Below are 19771 nucleotides of genomic sequence, written 5' to 3' on the forward strand. Positions count from 1 at the left end.
AAACTCAATTTTAGGAGGCGATGATAATGAAAATTAATGAAGTGATGAAAGAAACGGGACTAACTAAAAAGGCAATTTATTATTATGAAGAGGTGGGACTTATTAGACCCCAAAAAGAGGAAGAAAGCAATTATAGAATTTATACTATGGATGATATTAATAGACTAATTACTATTAATGCTTTAAGAAAATTGGATTTCTCTATTAAGGATATTCAACTTATATTATTAGAAAAACAGGATGTTGCAGAAGTTATAAAAAAACAGTTAGACATCATCAATGAAAAAATTAAACTGCTCGATAACAGTAAAGGAGTGTTAGAAAATTTGATTGAACAAGGAATAGATTCAAATATTGATAATTTAAGGGTGTCAATTCAATGTTTAGAAGCCAAATCTAAAAATATTGCTGGATATATGCAAAAGGAACTTCATAGGATACTACCAGGTAATATGGGGAAAATGTTTGCGATTCATTACGGACAGTTTTTGGACGAACCGCTAGATACTAAAGAAAAAGAGAAGGCTTGGATGAGCCTTATAAATTTATTAGATGCTAAGGAAGAGGTTCAATATGCAGAAAATATAAAAGAACTAATTGACGAAATGTTTGGAAAGTATAGCGACAAAGATCTGATGGAATTAAATGAAAAATCGAAAAGTGTAACAAACCAAATATTAAAGCGAGATGTGGAAGTCTGTGAGGAAGTAAAAAATGAGGTCAAAGCAAAAATTATAGAATACGAAAAAACGCCTCAATATCAAAAAGATTTAAAATTTCAGCGGTTTATGATGGATAATATAGCTCCTATTTTCAATGAGATTGAAATATATTTATGTATTTTAAGCACTAGATTTGAGAAGTTCAATAAAATTTTACGTGCTTCAGCTAGCACTGAAAATTAGGTACCCATTTTCTTAAGATTATATTATGATAAGGCAGGGATAATCCTTGTCTTTATTTTTATTTGTTATAGTTATGATAATATGTATAAACGATTTTGCACTCAGAATAAAAGTTGAGTTTTCAGATATATATAAATAGTTTAGATATGCTTGACCAACGGATAATTTTAGAGGTATTGTATTGATATGATTTAATTAGAATCTTGTTAATTTAACAAGAATTTAATTCAACACTTAACTGCATTATCTAATAACATGCTGAAACCATTGATTCTATGGAGTTAAGTATAGTTAATAATTTAGTTAAATTTAACTAAATTTAATAATAGATTTTAACAATGAAAAAAGCAGTATAGATTCATACCTTAATACAAAATAAAGGCGGCGATAATAATGTCAGAATGTATATTTTGCGACTACGATGAATCAGAAATAATAGTAGAGAATAAATTGGCCTTTGCTATATTAGATCATTTCCCAGTAAATAATGGTCATTGTTTAATAATACCAAAGAGGCATTTTGCAAACTTCTTTGATGCAACTGAGGAAGAGGTTAAATCAATATATAAATTAATGCACGAGGTAAAAGAAATGTTTGATATTCAATATGAACCAGCTGGATATAATATAGGTATAAATGTAGGGACTTATGCTGGACAAACCATAAACCATTTACATGTTCACTTGATTCCTAGGTATATAGGTGATGTAGCTAATCCAAGGGGTGGAGTAAGGAATTTGAAAGAGGCTTTGGTTGAGTATGATGGTTGAAGTAGATGTAATTAATAAAGGTATAATTACCAGTGATTCCATTGCATTTAAAGAGGCGAATCTAGAGTGTGATTCAAACTGTTCTACAGGGGGTAATGATTATTTACTACCTAAATTAACAGCTTAATTAAAAAGGGCAAAGAGCATAGATATTATAGTAGGATTTTTAATGGAATCAGGTGTTAAATTGCTTATTAACGATTTAAAACAGGTAGCAGATAAAGGAGTTAGAATTAGAATCTTAACAGGAAATTATCTTAATATCACTCAGCCTCAAGCTTTATATTTAGTAAAGGATGCTCTAGGTGATAAAGTAGATTTAAGGTTTTATAATATTCATAATAAATCATTTCATCCTAAATCATACATATTTGAATATGAAGAGGATGGAGATGTTTTTACAGGATTTTCCAATATGTCGAGTTCTGCATTAACTAGTGGCATTGAATGGAATTATAGATTAAATAAGAATAAAAACCTAGAAGATTTTACACATTTTAAAAATGTTTTTGAAGACTTATTTTTAAATCATTCTATAATTATTGATGATGATGAAATGCGGCATTATTCAGCAGTATGGAAAAGGCCTAAAATCTTTAATGTTTTCGAAACATCAGAAGATAGCAAAGAAGAATTTGGAAAGTTAATTCCTCTGTACGAACCTAGGAGGAGCACAGATTGAAGCTTTATATGAACTAAAGAAATGTAGAGAGGAAGGCTTAGATAAAGGATTAGCTGTGGCAGCAACAGGCATAGGTAAAACTTATTTAGCCGCTTTTGATTCATTAAATTTAAATAAAGTTTTATTCGTAGCCCATAGAGAAGAAATATTAAATCAAGCAGAAATATCCTTTAAAAACATTAGGCCTAATATAAAGACTGGATTTTTCAGCGGTAAAAATAAAGAAACAAATTGTGATGTTGTATTTGCTACAGTACAAACATTGGGACAAAAAAAGTATTTGTGCGGGAAGTATTTTAAAAAAGATGAATTTGATTATATTATAATAGATGAATTTCATCATGCAGCTGCGGGTAATTATGGGAATATATTAAAATATTTCACTCCGAAATTTCTTTTAGGACTTACGGCAACTCCTGAGAGGATGGATAACAAAGATGTATTTGTACTTTGTGATTACAATATTGTTTATGAAGTTAGATTAAAAGGAGCAATAGACAAAGGATGGCTCGTTTCTTTAGATCTGAGAGAAAAGCTAAAAAAGGTAAATTTTGATTTTATGAAAAATCATTACATTTACAATTTATATTTAAGTTGTTGCTGAAAACACATTTTGCACCTCAAAATAGAACCCGCCAGATAAATGCTATGGAGGGTTTTATCTATTCATAAACTTTTTCAAGGACTATGCCTTTTTCAAAGCCGCCGCGGTCTTCTTTTTTTTCAGTCCTTTTGTTAATTAAATCTTTTTCAGAATACCCAAGAGCATTTGCAAGACCAATTAAAACTTCCATAACGTCAGCAAGTTCTTCTAAGTTTTTAGTTTCTAGATACTCAGATACTTCCTCGTTTAATTTGGTTTCAAGTAATGGTAGTAGTTCTTCTTTTTTAGCATAGTGAACATCAAAGTTTTTGCCAGTAGCGCTAATGATTTCAGGGATTTTGTCACGGACTAGTTTGTTGTAGATTTTCATGGGGGGGCCTCCTTGGGGTGAGTTTATGGGTTTATTATAATTATAACATATGGTAGGGATATGAAGGTAATGCACATAACAAGTGATAAAGTGTTGTTTATAAAGAAGTGTGGGTAAAGTCCCTTTTAGGGAGTATATATTGTTAAATTGTGTCAAAAGTATGGATATAAGTAAAAAGAAAAAATAGTGTTTTGGTGAGAGGGGATAATTTAGTTGAGAATTGTTTCGTGGAATTGTAATGGAGCATTTAGAAAAAATACAAATATATTCAAAAATTAAATTCAGATATTTAGGTTATACAAGAATGTGAAGATCCTGCAACAACTGTAGATGAGGAATATAAAAAGTTTGCAAGTAATTATTTAATTGAAAGGATAGTTTCATAAGAAATTATACTGCCACGCCTTGGAAAAAGAAGGAGGATATTATAAATATATTAAAAACCATAAACAAAGCAATAAACTAAAGACCTCATTTTTAAAGGATATAGATAGTGATTATAGAAATACATCTATATTTTTAGTTTTTGATATGGCAAGCGGGTATAGAGAAATTTATAAATATTATTTAACGACATTTTAGAATGAAGGTCCTCCACATATATATGTGGAGAATAAATACTATGACAAAAAAAGAACTTTAGTGGGAATTTAATTATCATTCTGAAGTCGTTAATATTGCAGCACCGGAGGTGATGATTTAAGGATAGAACAGTTCTTGTGGGATACTTAAGAAATAAAGAGCAACTTGAAATAAATTTAAAAGGGAAGTTTTATCACACCAAATGCAGCAACATAAATCTTACAGAGTATAATATTAAGTTTGTAGCTTTAGCGCAGTCAAAGAGACAATTTGTAGGTGAAGCTGGCGTAACTAATTATGGCAAGGTAGTAGACATTAAAGTTGTGAAGAGAAATTCAATAAAGAAAATCCCAAGTGATTCTGATATAGATTATTATGTTTTTAAAATAGATACATGGAAGAAGCTTTAAAGAAAAATCGAAGTAAAGGGATACCAAGTGGGGAAAGGATATAAATAGATACTATATGAAGTTAAATCTAGCATTTAAAGAATGCTAGATTTTTATTGTGCGCCCGGCATGGGCGCAATCTAATGGGTGAAAGTCCCTAGCACGGGTTAATAGTGCCAAGTGCATAGCTTAAGACAAGGGTGTCCATCGTGAGATGGAATCTGAAGGAAGTTGGCGGCCAAACTCCGGTCTGACGAACAGAAACTACATATAAGGCATATGCTTGTGGGTAAGTTTGCAATACAAAACGAAGCCCAAAACTATTCGAAACAAGTGGTGTAAATGTAGCAGATAGATGGAGTGAAAGATTGCGTTCTTACCCGGGGAGATCTGATAGGTAAGTTGTGGATATGAATTTAGAAATAACAACCCATACAGTGATGTATGGCTGAACTATCAGAAGTCAGCAGACGTCATAGTACCATGCAAAACGCGTTAGCGTGGGAAGGACTGAACAATAGGAGGTTTTGGAATTTTGAAGGATACGAGAAAATATGATAAAAGCAGACAACTTCATAAAGAAGGCTCTCTACGAGAGAATAGAGTGGAACTCGAAGGTAATGTAGAAGTGCATAGTATTTCCTCTATGTCAGAAGAAGGAAGAAACGATGTGAATGAATATGATAATGGTTTACTCGAGCAGATATTATCGAGAGATAATATGAATAAAGCATATAAAAGAGTAAAAGCCAATAAAGGAAGTCATGGGATTGATGGTTTGACAGTAGATGAACTTCTACATTATCTAAAAGAGCATGGACAAGAATTAAGGCAATCATTATTAGAAAGTAGATATAGACCTCTAGCCGTAAGAAGGGTAGAAATACCAAAACCTGACGGTGGAATTAGGCTACTTGGAATACCTACTGTATTAGATAGAGTTATTCAGCAAGCGATATCACAAACTCTAATACCAGTATATGAAAAGAAATTTTCTGATAATAGTTACGGTTTTAGACCTTTAAGAAGTGGAAAACAAGCTGTTGAAAAATGTAGGGGATATATTAATGCTGGACATACATGGACGGTGAATATAGACCTTTCTAAATACTTTGATACGATAAATCATGATAAATTAATAAGGATACTATCGGAAGATATTAAAGATAGTAGAGTAATTTCTCTGATACGAAAGTATCTACAAAGTGGAGTGATGATAAATGGGGTATTTATGAATACAGAAGAAGGAGCACCTCAAGGCGGGCCTTTGTCCCCATTATTAAGTAACGTAATGTTACATGAACTCGATGTAGAACTAACAAAACGAGGACTAAACTTTTGTAGATATGCTGATGATGCGAATATATACGTCAAAAGTGAGAAATCAGCAAATAGAGTAATGAAGAGTATTACGAGATTTATTGAGGAAAAGTTAAAGCTTAGAGTGAATAAAGAAAAGAGTACAGTAGATAGACCTTGGAAACTTAAATTTTTAGGATTTTCATTTTACCGAGCAAAAGGTGAATACAGAATGAGAGTTCCTCAAAAACCTATAATCAAATTCAAAGCAAAGCTAAAAGAATTAACTTCAAGAAGTAATGCGATGAGCATGAAATATAGGTTTATGAAACTTAAGCAAGTGATAGTTGGATGGATAAATTATTTTGCTATTGCAGACATTAAAAGTATTCTTAAAACACTTGATGAATGGTTAAGGCGAAGAATTAGAATGTGTTTTTGGAAACAATGGAAAAAGATTAAAACAAAATATGGGAACCTTGTTAAATTAGGAATACCAAACAATAAAGCTTTGCAATATGCAAATACAAGGAAAGGCTATTGGAGAACATCCAATAGCCCTATATTAAACAAAACATTGACCAATAAATACCTTAAAAATATAGGATTAGTTTCTATATCTGAGACATATTTATTAAAACATTAATTTCTATTGAACCGCCGTGTACCGAACGGTATGCACGGTGGTGTGAGAGGTCGCTAAATAAATTAATTATTTAGCTCCTACTCGATTTGATAATATTTTAGTATGTAAAAAATCATGTTAATAATAGATTGAACTACCATTAATATTCTGTAATGGAGGAATTAAGCACAATATGTTATAATTAATCAATTAATGAAAAAAAGTGGGGTATCATGGGTATTTTTGATGTAATAAAGAAAAGTATACTTGGTGTTAGCTTCGAGAGTAAACTTATGAAAACAATAACTACACCAATTTTTATAAAGGAATTTAACAAGGAAAGTAAGAATATACTTAATTTTAAGGAACTTTTAAACAATTCAACTGATCAGGTTGTAAAAAATAAAATTGATAATGAACTTAACCTTCAAAAATATGTCCAAGAAGGTCTTAGCAAAGTGTATTTTGAACTTGAAAATCCACCAGCACCGTTTTATGGATTACATAACATTAGGTTAGGACTGGGAGATGGTATTGCGGACATAGACTTTTTAATGATTACTCATCAGTTCTCTTACATTATAAAGTGTAAGAGTCTTCAGGGAAACATTGAAATCGATAGTCAAGGTAATTTTACAAGATTTGTAAAGAAAGCTGAGATTGTTTTAAAGAAAATATTAAAGGTGTATAGTCTCGATAAGTTGCCAGTAGTTTCTTTAACAGTTTCTACAAATCCTAAAGCTACAGATAAACAGGAGTTTATTGTAATTAAAGGATTTGGAGAAGTTAAGTTTGAGAAGTATGGTGAAGATATTATAAATATAATAAAAAGATTTACGTGTAGGGGGGAGAATTATGCAACTTAATGTAGAACAGAGAAAACTCGTTCAAAGTAAACCTGCTGGGCATTCCTTAATCAAGGGAGTTGCAGGTTCAGGAAAAACCACTGTTGCAGTGTATAGAATACCATTTTTATTAGAAAATTATTGTTTTCATAAGGATGATAAAATTTTAATGGTAACTTATAATAAAAGTTTAATAAGTTATATTAAGTATATTTACGATAAGGTTGAAAAAGACAGGGAATATGAAATTATTTCTCTTTTTGAAATAGATAAGAGTAAGTTAGAAATTAAAAATATAGATGCTTTGATGTATAGATACTTTATGGAATACTGTAAGTCTAATCATCTGAAATTACAAGTTGAGAGCAGACAGGCGATTATCTCAAGTATAATTATAAAAGCTATCTATGATGCCAAACAATATTATCCTGATGTTAAAATACTAGAGCACAGTAATTTAAATTTTATATTAGAAGAAATTGGATGGATTAAAGCTTGTAGATACCTAGATGTCGAGGAATATCAGAGTGCTGATAGAATTGGTAGAATGTCAAATCATGATGGACCTCAAAAACTCCAAAAAAATTCAAAGACTAGAAGTGCTATCTATAAAGTAATGCAGCTCTATGATATTAGTATGAGGGAAAATAACAAAGTTGACTTTAATGATGTTTCACTTTTAGCACTAGAACAGATTAAGAAAAAACCAATTAAAAAGTATACGCATATAATTTCAGATGAGAGCCAAGACCTTACTAGGGTTCAGTTAGAATTTATATATGAGTTAATGAATAATAAAGATTATTCTTCTACCATGTTTGTATCCGACAATGCACAAAGCATTTACCCTCAATCTTGGTTGGTTAAAGGAAGAAGCTTTTTGAGCGTAGGATTTGATGTTAAAGGTAGAAGCAATTCTCTTGCTAAAAATTATAGAACCACTACCCAGATTGCTCAGGCGGCCTATAGCCTATTAGATAAAGATTTACTAATTATAGAGGACGAAAACTATGTTAAGCCATCATTATTAGATAAACAAGGTGTTTATCCTGTATTTAGGGCATTTGCCGACAAACCTTTGGAAGCAAATTATTTAACAAGACTTATTTCTAAACTTTTCAAAAACTATGAGTATGGAGATATAGCAATAATAGCAAGGACTAATGGTCAGATTAAAGAATTAAGCACCTACCTTGAAACCGCCAATGTACCTTTTAAACTTATGACAAAGCAAGATGGTTATGAATTTGGTGATGATAAAGTTAAAATTCTAACCATGCATTCAATTAAAGGGCTAGAGTTTAAAGTTGTAATAATGATTGGTTTAAATTCTAAATCGATTCCACTAAAACGTATTAGTATTGACGATGATGGAACTTTTGAAACGAGAGAAAGAAAACTTATGTATGTTGGTATGACAAGGGCTACTGAAAGGCTTTATTTGACTGCGGATGGAACACCTTCGAAATTTATTAGTGATATAAATCCTAAGTTCTTAAAACATGATGAAAACACATTAATGAGTAATTTTTATTCCCTTAAGCAAGAAGATTTTTCATTTGAAGAAAAACTTACGGATGTATATTCAGCCGAAGAAAAAGTGAGACAGTGGATTATTAATGAACTCAAGGAAAACTATAAATACCCTGAGAAGCTTTTAGATATAGAGTATCAAGTTAATATATTTTCTAAAATTGGGTACGTGGATGTAGTTGTTTCAACTTATAGGAATAATACAAAGACTCCTTATATTTTCATTGAGGTTAAAAGACAGGGTGCTGGGATTGTAAATTGCTTTGAGCAACTAAAGAGTTACATGAGTACGACACCAACTTGTAAGTATGGGTTAGCTACAGATGGAGTAGATTTGTTATTCATAAATAGCGATTTGGAAGTAATTGAGGATATGCCTCCATTTAAGGCTTCAATGCTGCCTTCTAGTTTAGAAAACTATTGTTACGTGGATCTAAGAAACAATGTTAATCATAAATTTATGAGAGATTACAATAATATTAGTGAATTGATTTTTGAAAATGAAGAGGTATCAGAACTTAAGGACATGAAAAAATTGAATGTATTTAGTGGAATAGCCGCTGGAGACCCTATTTTATTAAACTCTACTGTTGATGAACAATTTTACATTCCTGAGATATGGACCCAAAAAAATAGCACTAACTATATGATAAAAGTAAGAGGGGATAGTATGATAAATGCTAATATTAATGATGGCGAATTAGTAGTTATACGACAGCAAAACACTGCAAATAATTATGAAATTGTAGCAGTAGATTTGGATGGAAATACTACATTAAAAAGATTTGTTAAAATGGGGGACACAGTGCTTCTTATGTCTGAAAATCCAAATTATGAACCAATTAATGTTGCAGAGACTCAGATGAGTATTTTAGGGGTTGCTGTTGGGGTAGTAAAGAGTAGTAATTAGAAAAAATAAGCATATTACTTTTGATGGTAGTGAGTGATATGCTGTTATAAATAGAAGATTTAAAAGATCCAATCAAAGTGACGATGAGTCAATTTTGTTGGCTCTTTTTTAATTGTATGTAAATTCAAAAAAAATAAAACACGTATAATCTTGTGGAAAATAATAGACATTAAGACTATAATTAGAATGAATTTACAAAAAAGATCCAACTAAACTAGTATGTTTTATTCCTAAAGGGAAAAAATTAGATTTATAAATTTAATGGTCGTAAAAAATGTTTATTCAAAGCAAATTGTTTAGATAAGATTTAATTTATACGTGTATTGAGAGATATTAGCAAGAACAAACTGTTCCCAGTTTCTTCTATGGGGTCTGGACATCCACCTAAAAAAAGGGACAAAGCGACAGCCAGCGAGGAAACTGCTGAAACATAGGTTTTGGTAGTTTTTTCGTTGTTAAAACATAATCCAATGACAGTTATAGAATATCAATCTATAGTGTTTAAGTAAATAGTAAAAGGGATTTCCAAACAGCGAATCGCTTAAAACATATCTAACTTAAAATAGTTAAGTAGCATATATTGAAAAACCTAACAAGGAATCTCCTTAATTATGATGCAATTATAAAAACTATTTCAAACTTATGTGGCTCTGGTCATAAATCTGGCTGGACGTTAACTTAGAAATTAAGAAGGGTGGTGCATACAACATGATCAAAGTAAAGCAAAACACATTTCTCGAGTGTGTTATTGTAGTGACGACCACAGGTGGGGTAGGTTTTTTAATTCTATTCCCTTTTATGAGCATGAGTTCCTTAACATATAGTATTTCACTAAACTTCTTACTGATGATTTGGATGTCTATAGTGGAAACATTATTGAGGCCGCAACTCAAATCATCTTATTTTAATTGTCACCGTATTGAGGATGAAGGTAAAATATACAAGTATCTTGGTGTTGGTTTTTTTAGGAAATTACTAGTATTAAGTAATTGGGAGAGCAGTAGAAAAAAGGAAACTCCTATCAGAAAATCTTTAATTTTATTAGAGTATTATGAATACAGAACCCGGACTTCTGAATTTGGACACGTAATTATAGCTATTATAATTGCAATCATTACCGTATATGTTTGTATGGCATATTCATTTAAGCAAACAATATGGTTAATATTTTTTAATATATTTCTTAACATATACCCTATTATTGTCCAGCGGTATAATCGGCCACGGGTACGGCGAGTGATTAATAAACATAAGTTAAAACATCCTAATTTTGCTAAAGAAATTGATAATATAGTGAAGTTTTATTACTAGGTATTCTTTGTATCATATAAAATTATTAGCAAACCCTAAGATTTGTTGTTAATACATATATAAATAATTTAAAAGCCACTTCCGAAAGGAAGTGGCTTCTGCTTATTTGTTAATATGGTATATCAATAATCGTGATTAGAGGCTTATCTTCATTACAACATCTTTTAATTAGATATTAGCTTCTAATTAAGTTTTGTTTTGCTCGAAAACATAGAACCAATAGCCATTATAATTGCAAAGATAATTAGATATGCAACAACTGCCATTTTATGAGAAAAACAAGCAGCAATTATCATGAATATGCATCCCGCTAATGAAATAATAGGCATTACGAATCTTTTAAATGAGCTTAGATCCTTTTCTTTTTTCATTATCATAATAAAAATAGGAATATATAATGCATAAATAGTAACTATAGGTAATTCTGATGAATCAAAACAAAAGAATCCGAACCAAGGGTCTGTTAAGTTAGCGCCATAGAAGTATAATAACCATATAGCACAAAGAAGTAGTCCCAGTATAGATGAATTTGTTGGCATATTAGTCTCACTATCTATTTGTTTAAATATTTTTGGTTTTGGTCCAAAGCCCCTTGCTGCTAATGAATAAATACCACGAGTACATCCGAGCATTAATCCATTTAAAGTTCCGAGGCAAGAAACAATAACAAATACAAATATTAGAGAACCAAATGTAGAGGAGAATGTTTTTTGAAATGCCAATTTAGCTCCAGCTTCTCCGCCTTTCATCATAACTTCGTTTGTTACAGCTCCAGCTAGTCCTATGTAGTAAAGAATATAAACAGCCATAATTAGAAAAGTTCCTCCAATAAGAGCAAGTGGAAGATTTCTCTTTGCATCTTTTAATTCAGCATTGATACTTGTAGCAATAATCCAACCCTCATATGCAAAAGCTGTAGCAACAACTGCTGTAAATAATGCATTCGTAGTATTTACTTCTTTTACTACTGTTGTAAAATTAAACATAGTCATACCACTATTGATACCTACGATTGTCCCAATTATACCCATTAAAATCAGTGGAATTAGTTTTATAATAGTTGTACTAACTTGAAATTTACCAGCTAAAACTGGTGATAATGCATTTAAAGCATAGCTACCTATCAAATATAGACATGCGATAGTCATACACTCTCCACCTGTAATTGGAAATCCAAATAATACGCAGGTATATCTAGCTGAAACCCATGATAAAACTGATGTCAATGTTGGATAGTAAATTAGTGCCATAAACCAGCCAACATAATATCCATATTTCTCACCCATAGCAGCTTCTGCATAATCAACTATACCATTTACTTTCTCGTATTTAGTTGCCATTACAGCAAAAGTATAGGCGCAAGAAATCATAATAATACCGCCAATAATCCAAGCCAAAATACCTAGTGGAAGACTTCCTCCAGTTGCAGTTAATACTTTTTCTGCCTTAAAAAAAACACCACTGCCGATTACGATGCCAACAACCATTGCGATTGCAGTCATTAGCCCGTACTTTTTTTCTAATTTTGGCTTCATAATTAACCATCCCTTTCGTAATTTATAATTTTCAGATAATTTATTATATCATTATACTTTACTGTTTTATAGGGATAAAACCAATATTATTGTTGCCAATATTTACATATTTATACATCCTTCAAATTTGTATTTTGATAAATATTATCGCCAACGTTGTTACAAAAGATATCCCGGATAATTATATTGCATACGGTAATCCGTGCAAACCAATAAGATTAATTACAGAGAAAGATTCAAAGTTAAACTTACTGTAATTTTCTAATATCCAGTATGAGGTAATAATGTTATAATTAATTAAAAGGTTTGTTATGTAATAATAAGATAATATCGGGAGGGTATAACCAATGAAAAAAATTGAAAAAATATCTATGCCACTGGGGATGGTTGGTGTAATTGGATATATGCTACATACTATTATTGGAAACTTGCTATGGAAACAATATAATCCGATTACAACAGATATTAGTTCTCTAACAGCAGTTGGTGCTCCAAATTCTGTAATACTTAAATTTTTTACAAGCGTATATGGTATTTGCACAATTTTATTTGTGGCAGGACTTATCATTAAATCTTTTAGAAAATATCACTTGGTAACACGAGTAGGATATGTTGTGATGATGATTATGCAGATTGTTTCCATGGTTGGCTATATCCTTTTTCCATTGACGGGTGATAAAACGGTTATGAATTTTCAAAATAGGATGCACATCGTAGTAACAGTTGTGGTAATGTTCACTACAATTTCATCCTGTTTTATACTTGCAGTTGGATACTTAAAGCAAGAAAAAATAAAAAAACTCGGAAGGTTTGTTTTAATAATGTCCATTGTTATAACACTAACAGGAGCAACCAATCCCATAGGAATGGGTATGAGACTTAATATTTTAGGATTAACAGAACGATTGGTTATTTATTCCTTGCAATTTATGATGTTTACACTATCCTATTATTATACTTTCAATAAAGATGAGAAAAGTTATTTGGATACCTCAGCTTTAAAAGTGGGGGTATTTTATAAGTTTATGGTGAAGGAGAAATCGTGATTATGCGTAAGTTCAAATCACCATTTATATTAATAATAGCATCAATGTTATCAGTACTAGTATTACTTTTTTTATTCCATATGAAACAATCTAGAGAAAAAGCAACTTCTAATAAAGACTTTAACATAGGAGTAATTGAAACAACTGAACAAGATAATAAAAGCAACTTAACTTTTTACAATAAAGGTTTAAAAAAAACTGGAACACAAAAAATTAAATTAGGGTCCATGGGTTCGTCATTTGACCTTCCAAGAATGTATGGTAAGAATATGTATGTTGTTCCAAAAGGAATAGGTAATCAGAAAGAGTTAACTGTAATTATGGAATATAATACTGAAACTAGTAAATATAAAACATATGATATGAAGCAGCACGGTATAAATAGTTTTGCTGTTAATGATAAAGCAATCTACAGCGCAAACACTTTAAGTAATGAATCCATAATAAGTTGGTATGATAAGCGTTCGGGAAATGTAAAAACAATATCGAAGGAAGGTATTTATATTGACCGTATTGACTTGTATAATGATACTTTATATGCTTTTGCAATGGAGAAAGATAGCGATGGAAATAAATCTCATTTGTATTTGATTGATACAAAAAGTTTTAAGATTACAGATATAATAGATATAAGTAAAAGTGGTGAAGGCCACAATTACTCAACTAAAATAGGTGATGATATTTATTTTACTAACCAATATGAAGTATCTGATACTGAGCGAGGATCCTATAATTTAAGTAAATTTAATATTAAAAGTAAAACTGTTTCAAACATAAAGCTTAAAGAAAGGTATCCATTTCAAATATTAAATTATAAAAATAAATTAATAATATCTCATTATGATTTAGTTCAAATGCAAGGAAATAAAATTACTATATATGACCCGAGGACTAATGAACAACAGGTTGTAACTCTTGAAAACAATTTGGGACAAATAAGTATTAAAGATGATAAGCTTTATTCAAAGGATAGAGAATATTTATATGTTTACAGTATTAACAATAAAACTTTTAAATTACTAAACAATGTTGATATTTATACAAAGAGAAAAAATATCTTATTTTATTATGTATCCGGATTTTTTACTAAATAGGGGTAAACATAGATAAACCTTATTTTTTATGTCTTGATGAAATGAATTTAGCAAGGGTGGAGTATTATTCTCCTTTAATAAAGAAATGGACTACTCAATTGTTCAAAAATATTAGCAACCTCAGTCGCAAGATCCTTCAGAAAATGCTCCGGGGGATGTTAGCAAATTGTGAAAGCAATTAGTTTTGCTAAAAATAACAAGAGAAAAAAATGCTCAGGTTATTTTAACTTGAGCATTTTTATTGAAATTTTAGTGGGTAAGGAAAAGATTTATATTACAAGAGGCTATTTGAAATTGTAAAAGGATCAAATATACACTGAAGTTTAATACATCATATAGATCAATTTTTTCTTTTTTCTATTTTGGCAATTATATTTAGGTCTCTCAACATGAATAGATGCCTCACTATGTAACTGCTATCGGGTGTTTTATATCGAAGGATATAAAAGTAGGATTTAACTGATAGTCCTCTGCTATGAATGTGGTGCTTATTCATTCTAGGCATTATTGTTGATGCTGCATGTGAAGCGCTCATTCTTATATGGAAATAGTACAAAGGCTCCAAAAACACAATTATCATAGGCACATGTTTTATTATTTTTATATACTATGGCATCTCTATACCTGTGCATAGTATTTATATCCTCTTCCTTAGGTCCAATACCATCATAACTTTTTTGGTATTCAGTTGATGTATCTATTTTATACTTTGCATCAAATACAAAAATATAAGCTCCGCTTACTATACTGTTATCCAAATTATTTGGTATATACGAAAAACTACCTATAATAGCGCGATAAGGATTATATACAATAGTATTTTTAGAAACAATCATTTTTTTTTGTTTTTCATTTACAATTTCTTCGCCAAAAACATGTTTTGAAAATTCAAGATAATTGTTTTCATTATTCTTATTTACGGAGCAAAGTGTATATTCTTTATCTAAAGCTTCATCTGTCGATAAATCTAATTTTTTAGAAAATCTTTCTATGGTATAATTTCTTAAAGGAATAAAATTGTCAAAATCCTTTCCAATATTTTTCCAAAACAAGTAATATGATGGATCTAATCTATTTTTAATATTTTTAATTTTAACTCTCATACAATCACTTAATAATTCTTTTCCTCTGGATTTTTTTGAATCACTATCGAAGTTTTTAAGAGAGTTTTTTAAAATATCGACTTTAGTGTTTTTCATCTCCACAATATTATATTTTTCTAATATAATATCAAGATCTGTTTTTTCTCCATGTTTCACAAAAACTCTACCATTTAACTCAAAACCAACATTTTCGGCAGAGGCCATAAAGATGGTGTAATCTAACTTCTTTTTAATGTTATTTATATTATCTAACAAATTATCTGTGATCAATTTTGAAATCTCATACTTTAATTCAGTCGTATATTTTTCAATATATAAAACAACTGTATTTATTGTTTCAACACCTGATTGCACAAATGTATGAGTAGGCAATTCAATAATAGCTTTAATGTGTGCATTTCTTAAAATATATTCTCTTGTTTTTAAATCTTCAGAATTACTTAATATCCCCTCTGGTAAAACAATAAGCATCCTGCCTTCAGGTCTTAAAAGATTTATACCTCTTTCAATAAATAATACATGCGCATCCATTGAATTCTTGCCTTTTGCTAAATCATATTGTGATAATATAGCAGTGTCTCTTTCCTTAATAAATGGTGGATTTGCTAATATTAATGTACATCCACCTTCTTTTTTAATTTCGTCATATGGTGATAGAAAATACTTTTTTCCTTTCCAATCTGTTTTACTAAGACCATTACCCCTAACTATTTTTCTTCCGTCACCCCATAACATCATGTTCATTTTGGCAATACGAACTGCACGTGGTTCAGCATCAATTCCAAATAGTTGATTTTGTTTTAAATTCCCTTCAAATTCGTTTTTCGTAGTCCCCATTTGCATAAATATTTGCTCGGGCAATACTGTTAAATTTTCTTTCATTTTACCGAATGCCTTTATAAGAAAGCCACCCGAACCACAGGAAAAATCCGTTACTATATCATTAATACTTACATCAGCCATTTCTACCATAAAGTCAACAATTTTTCTAGGAGTAAAAAATTGTCCTAATCCTTTTCCTCTTAATTGTGAAGGTAAGAATTCCTCAAAAGCCCTACCTTTAATATCTAATTTGTCATCGTTAATATAAAAACCTTCTAATTTTTTTAATACTTTCTCCAAAGTTACAATTGAAATTTTAAGTCCTGATATTTCTTCAAACACGTCCTTATAATACAGTTCCATACTATTTCTAAACCAAGTATTAATTAAAGTCATCGGATTTTGTTCAGGTACATTTTTGAATTTTTCAATATCAAAATATTTATTAACAATTTTGTCGTCTCTATAGTTCATATCTGCCATTTTCAAATATAATATCTTACTAAATTCATCAAAGCATGAGACAGAATCAAATCTTTCATTATTTCTAATAATATTATGAATACTTCTAAAGAATCTTCTATAATCAGTTATTTCATTTGTCTTGGTTTTCTTTTCAGGCAACTGTTGCTTTTTTAAATTGCTAATATTATCTTTTGAAATAATATTCTTTAAAGATTGAAAATTTAAATCATACAATTTGTCTATTGTACTTTCAATTATGTTTACTTTTTTATTTCCACTTAAATATTCCCTTAAAATTATAGAACGTCCATTACTAATTACAGAATACGCAACTTCTTTTGCAAAAGCATAAGAATCTACTTGTGTAATGCCGTCTGTAAGTGATACATTAGGTTTTTTTGATTCTACAACAATTACTGGATTTCCATCTTTATAAATTATTAAATCGCTAATTTTAGTGCGTTTTTCTCTACCTAACTTATAAGTAACTTTTTCTTTCCATTTTAGATCCTTATTTAAATCATATCCTAATTCTTTAACAAAAAATTCCTGAATGAATTTATTTTCAACATCACCCTCGCTGAATAAATCCGCTGGTTTGTACTCTATATTACTAATAGTTATCACCCCCTTTATGTTATGAGACAAGTTATTACAGAAAAGAACAGGGTGTAATATACTGTTTTATTCTACTATTAACTAGCTATACAAGTTTAGAGAATGTTAGCAGCAAAATTGTCCACTTCATTACCAATTTTTGTTTCTATTCTTCAGCTTTTGATTAATAAAGTTCGGATTATTTTAAAAGTAGATTACTAATGCTTATTAATATAAGCATATTTATGATTAAGCAGAAATATATTAATAATTTGAATATATTGGAAATTATAAGTGGGTTGAAGGAATTTAAATTACTTATGGTATCCCAGAGGGAGCAGCTAATCGTGAAAAAATAGTTATTTCAGTTGAGAATGAGTTCAAAGTTCAGAAATTCAAATTTTCTGATTTAAGCAAGCTTGTTTTTAAAGTAGATGACGAACATTTTGATACAAGGCTACATGAAGATAAGGTTAAAGAACATGGTTCAGATGCATTGGAGTACTATAGGTCTTTCCATTGGGACCACCTGGATGAAAAGGGACAAGTATCCAACAAAAGTGGGGAATATATATTACTGATGAAGGGTTGTATTTTGTTGCTAAAAATGTATTTATGAGCCAGTGGATAGATAATCGAACAAGTATAATTCTTACATTTAAACTTTTATTTATGCATGAGTATTTTTACTTTTTAACAGATATAGCTGCAGCGACTATGGAGATTACATTAAAAGAAAATATGCAGAATATATATGATGAATATATAAAGGGGCCTTTAAAATCTATTTTATATGAACTAAAATCAACTAAAAGTGAGATGTTAATAGATATTTTTAAAAATATATTGTTAGAAAAGAATAAGTATAATTTCTATGAAAATTATATGAAAAATGTGTATATACAAACAATAGGTTCATTTGAGGAAGCTATTGCAAATGCATATTCTTATAAAAAAATTAGGGGATCTAAGGACTTAATGGGAATAACGAAATTTATGAAGAGTCAGCCTACAGGTTATAGGAATTTTGACAATTATGTGTCTAATAAAAAGTTTCAAGAAGGAATAAGAAAATAAAGTACGTCAATTTTAAAATCTGCAGATGGATCATATACCAATAGTTGTTTACAGCCGCCATTAATTTTATATGATATAAATTGTAGTTTTATTAAGTATGATGATGTACCTATATATTTTATAAGTAAATTATGTGATAGTGGATCTGTTATAAAAATAATCACATCCATTCCTAAAGAAAAATTTGTAGAAAGTAAAAACTTTAAGAAGGAGTTACAGTCTCTTCATCCAGATATGGTTAAACAATGTTATAAGACATTAGATAAAATGACTAAGAACCTTTTACTTGTTCGAAAGGTTTAAATTTCGAACAAGTAAAAGGAGTTAAGGATGAGTTTACAGCTAGTAAGCTTTTTATAGTTTATTATTTTTAAGTGTTTTTCAATATTTTAGTTTTAAATAATTTTATATGTGCTAAAATAATAAATATGGTGAAAACTAGTATCTAAAAAATGCATAAAATTCAAGAAATATATCTAGAAGGGTAATAATAAAATGATTGATGAAAAATTGGTTGTTAAATTAAAAGAAATTTTTGAAAAGTATAAAGAAATTGAAAAAGTAATATTATTTGGCTCGAGAGCGAGGGGCGATAATAAATATAATTCAGATATAGATATTTGTATAGTTGGAGCAGGAATGATGCACTTGACATTAGCTAATATTAATATGGATATAAGCGAAATAAATACGCCTTTAAGTTTTGATATATTATCATTTAATGAGTTAAATAAAGAAGAATTAATAAAGAATATATTAAAGGAAGGGGTTGTTATATACAATGGGAAAGAGATTAGGTGAAAAAGTAAGCGATTTTGTAAAAGCCTTAGCTAGATTGGACGAAGCATTAAAAAAGGATATTACAGATGATATAATTATTGATGGAATTATTCAAAGATTTGAATTTACATTTGAGCAAAGTTGGAAAGTTATGAAGTCGTATTTAGAAGAGCAGGGTATAATAGACGAGGAAATATCTCCACGGAGTACTATTAAGATAGCATATAAGCATAAGATAATTGTTGATGGGGAAATTTGGATCGAAATGATGTTGGATAGGAATAGAACATCACATATGTATGATGAAACAATAGGTAGAAATATAGTTGAGCGAATTAGAAAAAGTTATATTGCTGAATTTAATAATTTAAAAGCTTTTTTGCAAACATATTAATGAGATGTCGCGAAGCAAGAACGTCATTTAAA

Annotated in this window: 18 protein-coding genes and 1 pseudogene; 16 read left to right on the top strand and 3 right to left on the bottom strand. The window is 29.9% G+C overall.

Going from position 1 to position 19771, the window contains the following annotated elements; translation table 11 throughout:
• Positions 1-26 precede the first annotated feature (26 nt).
• The 5 genes from ACWJKS_RS04870 to ACWJKS_RS04890 all read left to right on the top strand — a co-directional run bounded on the left by ACWJKS_RS04870 (position 27) and on the right by ACWJKS_RS04890 (position 2962).
• The gene (locus tag ACWJKS_RS04870) at positions 27-905 is read left to right on the top strand and encodes a MerR family transcriptional regulator (RefSeq protein ID WP_462960570.1); all 879 of its coding nucleotides are present in this window, start codon (positions 27-29) and stop codon (positions 903-905) included.
• A gap of 393 nt (positions 906-1298) precedes the next feature.
• Positions 1299-1676, top strand: coding sequence for an HIT family protein (locus tag ACWJKS_RS04875; RefSeq protein ID WP_462960571.1), 378 nt, complete (start codon positions 1299-1301; stop codon positions 1674-1676).
• Entirely contained in the window at positions 1666-1803 is a 138-nt protein-coding gene (locus ACWJKS_RS04880; RefSeq protein ID WP_462960572.1) for a hypothetical protein, read from the top strand. The genes ACWJKS_RS04875 and ACWJKS_RS04880 overlap by 11 nt, the downstream gene beginning before the upstream one ends.
• A 42-nt stretch (positions 1804-1845) precedes the next feature.
• On the top strand, positions 1846-2358 hold the full coding sequence (locus ACWJKS_RS04885; RefSeq protein WP_462960573.1) for a phospholipase D-like domain-containing protein: 513 nt from the start codon (positions 1846-1848) through the stop codon (positions 2356-2358).
• Complete coding sequence (locus ACWJKS_RS04890; RefSeq protein WP_462961046.1) at positions 2354-2962, top strand: DEAD/DEAH box helicase family protein; 609 nt, start codon at positions 2354-2356, stop codon at positions 2960-2962. The genes ACWJKS_RS04885 and ACWJKS_RS04890 overlap by 5 nt, the downstream gene beginning before the upstream one ends.
• Before the next feature lie 58 nt (positions 2963-3020).
• On the opposite strand, the gene ACWJKS_RS04895 is transcribed toward ACWJKS_RS04890, so the two are convergent.
• Positions 3021-3332, bottom strand: a complete 312-nt coding sequence (locus ACWJKS_RS04895; protein ID WP_462960574.1) for a phosphoribosyl-ATP pyrophosphohydrolase — start codon at positions 3330-3332, stop codon at positions 3021-3023.
• A gap of 719 nt (positions 3333-4051) precedes the next feature.
• Here ACWJKS_RS04895 and ACWJKS_RS04900 point away from each other — a divergent pair.
• The 5 genes from ACWJKS_RS04900 (at position 4052) to ACWJKS_RS04920 (ending at position 10826) form a co-directional block, all read left to right on the top strand.
• Positions 4052-4324 (top strand): hypothetical protein, encoded by a 273-nt coding sequence (locus ACWJKS_RS04900; RefSeq protein ID WP_462960575.1) that lies wholly within the window; start codon positions 4052-4054, stop codon positions 4322-4324.
• Between the two features lie 514 nt (positions 4325-4838).
• Positions 4839-6248 (top strand): group II intron reverse transcriptase/maturase, encoded by a 1410-nt coding sequence (ltrA, locus tag ACWJKS_RS04905; RefSeq protein ID WP_258280593.1) that lies wholly within the window; start codon positions 4839-4841, stop codon positions 6246-6248.
• Between the two features lie 212 nt (positions 6249-6460).
• A complete protein-coding gene (locus ACWJKS_RS04910) occupies positions 6461-7093 on the top strand; it encodes an NERD domain-containing protein (protein ID WP_462960576.1) in 633 nt (210 codons plus the stop codon).
• Positions 7083-9515 carry a S24 family peptidase gene (locus ACWJKS_RS04915; protein ID WP_462960577.1) on the top strand — a complete coding sequence of 811 codons (2433 nt, stop codon included), beginning with the start codon at positions 7083-7085 and terminating at the stop codon, positions 9513-9515. Before ACWJKS_RS04910 ends, ACWJKS_RS04915 begins: the two co-directional genes overlap by 11 nt.
• 855 nt (positions 9516-10370) lie before the next feature.
• Positions 10371-10826, top strand: a complete 456-nt coding sequence (locus ACWJKS_RS04920; RefSeq protein ID WP_462961047.1) for a glycosyl-4,4'-diaponeurosporenoate acyltransferase CrtO family protein — start codon at positions 10371-10373, stop codon at positions 10824-10826.
• Between the two features lie 182 nt (positions 10827-11008).
• Here ACWJKS_RS04920 and ACWJKS_RS04925 read toward each other — a convergent pair whose 3' ends face one another.
• On the bottom strand, positions 11009-12361 hold the full coding sequence (locus ACWJKS_RS04925) for an APC family permease (RefSeq protein WP_462960578.1): 1353 nt from the start codon (positions 12359-12361) through the stop codon (positions 11009-11011).
• A gap of 152 nt (positions 12362-12513) precedes the next feature.
• On the opposite strand from ACWJKS_RS04925, the pseudogene ACWJKS_RS04930 reads away from it, so the two are divergent.
• The 3 genes and pseudogenes from ACWJKS_RS04930 to ACWJKS_RS04940 form a co-directional block, all read left to right on the top strand.
• Positions 12514-12618, top strand: a pseudogene (locus ACWJKS_RS04930) (sugar O-acetyltransferase); the annotation flags it as partial.
• A gap of 90 nt (positions 12619-12708) precedes the next feature.
• Positions 12709-13407: a DUF998 domain-containing protein gene (locus ACWJKS_RS04935; protein ID WP_462960579.1), complete on the top strand. Its 699-nt coding sequence runs from the start codon at positions 12709-12711 to the stop codon at positions 13405-13407.
• 2 nt (positions 13408-13409) lie between these two features.
• The gene (locus ACWJKS_RS04940; RefSeq protein WP_462960580.1) at positions 13410-14501 is read left to right on the top strand and encodes a hypothetical protein; all 1092 of its coding nucleotides are present in this window, start codon (positions 13410-13412) and stop codon (positions 14499-14501) included.
• A 497-nt stretch (positions 14502-14998) separates the two neighbouring features.
• Here the strand turns inward: ACWJKS_RS04940 and ACWJKS_RS04945 are convergent, their stop codons facing one another.
• Positions 14999-17518, bottom strand: coding sequence for an N-6 DNA methylase (locus tag ACWJKS_RS04945; RefSeq protein ID WP_462960581.1), 2520 nt, complete (start codon positions 17516-17518; stop codon positions 14999-15001).
• A gap of 558 nt (positions 17519-18076) precedes the next feature.
• Here ACWJKS_RS04945 and ACWJKS_RS04950 point away from each other — a divergent pair.
• From ACWJKS_RS04950 to ACWJKS_RS04960, 3 genes are all read left to right on the top strand, one after another.
• A complete protein-coding gene (locus ACWJKS_RS04950) occupies positions 18077-18565 on the top strand; it encodes a hypothetical protein (RefSeq protein WP_462960582.1) in 489 nt (162 codons plus the stop codon).
• Between the two features lie 495 nt (positions 18566-19060).
• On the top strand, positions 19061-19366 hold the full coding sequence (locus ACWJKS_RS04955) for a nucleotidyltransferase domain-containing protein (RefSeq protein WP_220287008.1): 306 nt from the start codon (positions 19061-19063) through the stop codon (positions 19364-19366).
• The gene (locus ACWJKS_RS04960) at positions 19347-19739 is read left to right on the top strand and encodes a nucleotidyltransferase substrate binding protein (protein ID WP_216304134.1); all 393 of its coding nucleotides are present in this window, start codon (positions 19347-19349) and stop codon (positions 19737-19739) included. The genes ACWJKS_RS04955 and ACWJKS_RS04960 overlap by 20 nt, the downstream gene beginning before the upstream one ends.
• Positions 19740-19771: the final 32 nt, after the last annotated feature.

The organism is Clostridium sp. CM038, from assembly GCF_055081105.1.